The sequence below is a fragment of the Thermoactinomyces sp. DSM 45891 genome (genome assembly GCF_900119485.1).
In the GTDB taxonomy this organism is placed as follows: Bacteria; Bacillota; Bacilli; order Thermoactinomycetales; family Thermoactinomycetaceae; genus Baia.
The window spans coordinates 1-5,143 of sequence record NZ_FPJZ01000036.1; the positions used below are offsets into that span (position 1 = coordinate 1).

General features: G+C 44.7%; 1 protein-coding gene. It reads right to left on the reverse strand.

Annotation, left to right across the window (positions count from 1 at the left end):
• Positions 1-5,143 (reverse strand): RHS repeat-associated core domain-containing protein (locus BT147_RS14730; protein WP_218159122.1); only part of this gene is annotated, 5,143 nt, incomplete at both ends.

The window sequence follows — 5,143 nt, forward strand, 5'->3', positions numbered from 1 at the left end:
CTAATAAATTGTGAAACCGACTTGGTGGCAGATTGGGTTGCTTTCTTGACATTGTTTACAATTTTCTTGACGGCGGGCTTGACCACTTTTTTGACAACATTCTTCACCTTGTTCACGATCTTTTTAACCGTCTTCTTCACCTTGTGATAGGCCTTCTTGACGGTAGTATAGACCTTCTTCGCTACCTTTTTAACCTTGTTGTAAACTTTTTTGACTCCACTTTTGACTTTATTGTAGGCTTGTTTCACTCCAGAAGCTACGGTGTTATATACTTCTTTGGCCCCGGAAACAACGGCGTTTCCGACTGACTTGGCTTTGTCCCATAATTTGCCCCAGAAATGACCGTCTGGGTCACTATTGGAGATCGGATTTCCTCCAGCATAGCCATATAAGTTGTAGTTCCCTGTATCCATCATAAGAGCTAGATGGGCTCCTGCTCCGTTATAAGAGTCACTCGTTAGGAATCGTCCTTCTCCCGGACGATAATCACGGAATCCGAGATCGTACGACTTCGTATTCGGGTCCCAGCGTTTGCCTTCATACCGGAAGGGATTATACATGTCCTGATCGGGCTTGGTTGCGTCAATCTTATCGACACCCGTGAACATGTCTTTGTCGTCTTCACCGTAAGGAGTATATCCGTACGTGCTGCGGATATTCCCTTTCTCATCTGTCAACATTTCGATGCCATGATTCCCTGCTTCGAAGTAGGAAAGTTCTTTCGTATCCTCTTTGAGCATGGTCATCCGTTCTCCCCATGCGGAGTAGGTGTAAGATCTGGTTACTTTCCCAGCTACTTCTTCAGATAGGACTTGATCACTTGTATCCAAGTAGTTAAAGGTAGTCGTCTTTTCATTGGCTGTCCCTACTTTTTCGATCTTGGCTGTGGTACGGTCGAGTGGATCATAAGCGAAACGGGACTTGATGGTAGTAACCTTATCCTTATCCAATTTCGTATGCTCAATCGTCCGATCAAACTGGTCGTAGGCGAAGGTTTCTTTGTCTTTGCCATCGGAGGTAATTTTCTCTACACGGCCCATCGCATCGTAGATATATTTAGATGCGAGTCCTGCTTCGGTTTCTTCGATGAGACGATTTTTATCGTACTTATAGGTAGAGAGTATACCGTCTTTTGTTTTTTGCACGAGGTTGCTATTTGCATCAAGGACGTACTCCTCGGTGGAGGTTTGGGTTCCGGATTTATCATAGCGGACAAGTCGATCTCGCGGGTCGTATGTGTACGCGTATGTGTTGTTGATTGGCTTGTTGTTCGCATCGAGACCGGTATAGACGTCCTTGGTTGGATTTCCATGCAAGTCGTACTCGTAGATATGTTTTTGTAAGGAAGTCCCGTTTGTTTTCTTGGTTTCCCACTGTGCCATGGAGCCGTCTACGTTGTATTGATAATCGGTTACGGTTCCGTTTGGTTTGGTCTCTTGCTTGGTTTGTCCGCTTACCGTGTATTGATAATTATAGATTTGTGGCTTGTCCTGAGCCGATTTCTTTTGTGAGTACTGCGTGACTTGATCTAAGCCATTGTAACTGTACTCGGAGATATTGTTCGAATACTCCTGTTTGAGTAGGTTCCCGTGAACATCGTAGTCATATTGGATGCCCCGTTTGACGATCCCATCGACCACTTCCTGTACCTCTTTCACTTGGTTGAGAGGGGTATAGGCGGTACGATACTCGTCCACTTTTTTATTACTACTAGAATCCTTCATGGAAACGATGTTGTCGTTTATGTCATAAACGTACTCAAACTGTTTTCGCTCGGTATCGGCTGAGCTACCTTTGTTTTGTAGCCCTTCATCCACGTTTTTCTTCAGTTTGCCATCTTGATAGTAATCCCACGTCATCTTCCGTTCAACTTTCCCGTCGGAGCTAGTTATGACACGTTCTACTTGGTTTCCGATTTGGTTATAGTCGTAGGTGGTTTTAACACCCCAGCTATCTGTAACGGTTTTTAGCAAACCATTGTCATAGTAGGTGAAAGTGGATACATTTCGCTCCGTTTGTCCTTCGGAAGGAGGAGTGCTCACTGAGGTGACATTGCCTACTTCGTCGTAGTTGTAGATGATTTTCTGCTCTTCCTTGAAACGCGGATTCGAGCTGTTTGGATCGCGTGGAAAGATGATCTCTTTCACACGACCTAGGTCATCGTAGGTTTTCTTTTGCACGAAGTCGTCCGCATAAGGTGTAGCGGTTCCACGTGGTGGATCAACTTGGATCACATTCCCTACTTTGTCATAGGTGTAACGGGTGGTACGGGTCTTTCCAGACTGGTAAGGTGTTTGCTCTTCCGCTACAAGTCCTCGAATATTGTACGAAACTTTATGGACGTTTCCTTCTTTATCTTTGTTTTCGATGGTCTTCCCGTCCGCATCATACACGGTTTCAATCGATTTTCCATCGACATCCGTTGCTTTGATCGGATTGTTATTTAAATCAAAGGTAGTCGTGGTCACATAGTCATTTGGGTTGTCAGGAGTGAGATTTCCCTTTGGCTGTGTCACTTTCACCTGATTTCCGACAGAGTCATACTCATACGTGATTTTATGCCCTTGACTATTGATGATGGCTACAAGCTGATTCAACTCGTTATACTCATACTTCGTGGTGTAGTCATCTGGATCGTCAGTGAGGTTTCCTTTCGGCTCCACTTCTTTGATCAGATTCCCTAGCACGTCATAGAAGTACGTAGTCTTCTTTTCTGGATCACTTGGATTGTCTTTTGGTTCGATTTCCTCGATCATGCGATCATACTCATCATATTTGTAACGGAATTTCGCACCTGTAGGAGTTGTTTTTTCAATCACATTATCGCTGGCATCATAAACCGGTGCCGGATTGACGATGTATTCTCCCTTAGCTTGATCCTTCGGTATTTTGGCATCAAGTGGACGACCGAAGACATCAAAGTTGAAAGTAGATGTTTTCCCTTGGGCATTGGTAGACGATATCACTTGCCCAAAATCATCGTACTGGGTAATGGTTGTCTCTCCTAAGGAATTCGTCACTTTCTTCGGCTTTCCTGTTACATCGTAGCCGAAGTCGGAGGCATCTGGATCACCAAAGGTCGTCGTTTTGCCGTTGGCATTGGTGATACTTTTGACGAGATCGGTATTTCCATAGTAAGTAGTTGTCGTTTTGTTTCCTTCGGTGTCTTCAACCGATACCAGGTTGCCTAAGGTGTCATACGTATTTTTCGTGACACGACCTTCTGGTGACGTGATTTGAATCAATTCAGCTATGTGCTTGTTCATCGAGTACTGATAGGCGTAGCGAATGGATTTTCGCTTGGATGAATCCGAGATTGCATTATTGACTGGATCTGTCATGGTCAACACATTGCCCATTTCATCATAGGTCCAAGTCGTAATGGCTCCATTCGGATCTTTTTTCCACGTCACGTTTTGATTGGCATCATATTGATACTCTGTCACATTTCCCTTGGCATCGGTTGTCTTGATGAGATTCCCTTTATCGTCCATGAGATACTTGGTGGAGTTTCCTTTTAAATCGGTTTCGATTCGCTCTTTATCCTTATACGTATAGGTGATGATCTCCTTTTCCCGATTGGTCATCTTACTCACACGGTGCTTATTTTCACCATCTGTATAGTAGTCAAACTTGGTAATGTGACCTTTTGGGTCCTTGATTTGATTGATGACGTTGGTAGAGAGCAGGTCATAAACGAACTCGTACGACTTTGCTACATTCGTTCCTGCTCCATCCGTAAACTTAACAAGACGATTCGAAGCATCGTACGTAAATTCAATGACTTGTTGCGGCACATCGGACAAGGTTGGTTTGACCGCTTTGATTTGCGAAACTTTGTGGTTGTCGTTGTACTCGATAGTGAGAGTTTGTCTGCCTGCTGCATCAGTGATGTAACGTAACATTTTCACAGGCTTATTCTGGATCGTTCTCTCCTCATAGGTGTACTTGAGAAGATTCCCTGTTTGATCGGATGCTTCTGTGATATATCCTTTCTCATCAAAGAAGAACTGCGAACGGTTCGGTTCCGTAATCACCCACTTCTTACTACTTGAGCCGCCATGTAGATATTGAAGGTACAACTCGTCTCCCGGTTGCGATTTGAATTCTTTCGCTTTGGAGTCCCATGTGAAGGTATGGCTCGTCCCATCACTATCTAATAGATTCATCGATCCTTGTACGATTTGACCTTGTTTATCCATATAGACTTGATTTTCCATCGAAGAGCCAAGGCGGATAAAGCTAGAAGTATCAAGGGACCAACCAGCCCCGATCACTGAATCACTCGTGTCTAAACTGTTGTACGTAAGATCCACTGTGGTCATGAAATCTCCGCGAGATGGATTGCTGAAGGCGGAGTAGCTAAAGTTGGCATTTCCTCGATATAAATTCATGCTTGCGCTACTACCTGTACCTGTCGCTTCGTCCGTAGAAGCATGGTTCTCATCCACTCCTAAGTCCTTCCCACCATTCGGATCTTCCACCATGACAAATTGGTTCAAAGTTGGAATCGGGTCTTTACTCTTCGATAACCAAGTTCCGTTTAGCTTCAAATCCCATTGGAGGATAAGGCCCTCACGTAATTGGTTTGGCTGGCTAATGGCAGGAGCTTTTACTCTTCCTCGAACGGTAATCGTATCACCAGGCGGGATATTAACCGTAGCAACGGATTCATTGCCATTTGCATCAATCGGTTTAAATTCGGCTCCGATACAGTTATCTTCGGTCGTCCGGTCCGTTCCGTTAGGGAGTGCCCAGTGGCAACCAAGTGAATCGGTGCTACCACTCCATGCTGTATCGGTTGGATTAGATAGGGTAACCTCCACTTCATAGCTTTGGCCTGCCTTCATCGTAGTCGGTGTTTTCGGCGAGTAGTATGAATTGGCGGCTTTCTTATCGATATAGACCACTTTTAGCTTCGGTTTTAGCTGTGGTGCAAGGGTCATCTCACTACTAACTGTGAGTAGCTTCTCTTTCGCTGTTTTGCTTCCTTCATCACTATGACGGATCATGAGACCACGGTTCGATGATCCATCTTTGACCCATCTTTCGGCGGCGGTCGTTACATCCCAATTGAGCCATTTTGGATCGTTGGTGACATTTGTCACGTAATCGAGCACTGAGTGATGAAAGGCATCGTTGT